The sequence below is a fragment of the Amycolatopsis keratiniphila subsp. keratiniphila genome, assembly GCF_001620365.2.
Classification (GTDB): Bacteria; Actinomycetota; Actinomycetes; order Mycobacteriales; family Pseudonocardiaceae; genus Amycolatopsis; species Amycolatopsis keratiniphila.
The window spans coordinates 1-244 of record NZ_LQMT02000057.1 but is presented as its reverse complement, the minus strand read 5'-3'; the positions used below and the strand labels follow the sequence as shown (position 1 = coordinate 244).

Below are 244 nucleotides of genomic sequence, written 5' to 3'. Positions count from 1 at the left end.
GGCTTTCGCAACCTCGGCCGCAGCCACTCACGAGGCCGGCAGCGGTCAGTATCGGTAGTGGTCGGTCTTGAACGGACCTTCGACGTCCACGTCGATGTACTCCGCCTGCTCCTTGGTCAGCTTCGTGAGCTCACCGCCGAGCGCGTCGAGGTGGATCTTCGCGACCTTCTCGTCGAGCTTCTTCGGGAGGCGGAAGACCTCCTTGTCGTACTCCTCGTGCTTGGTGAACAGCTCGATCTGCGCG

1 protein-coding gene is annotated in these 244 nt (G+C 62.7%); it reads right to left on the bottom strand.

What is annotated here, in order from left to right:
- Positions 1–45 precede the first annotated feature (45 nt).
- A partial coding sequence (locus AVR91_RS41765; RefSeq protein ID WP_211282838.1) for an adenosylhomocysteinase occupies positions 46–244 on the bottom strand: 199 nt, incomplete at its 5' end.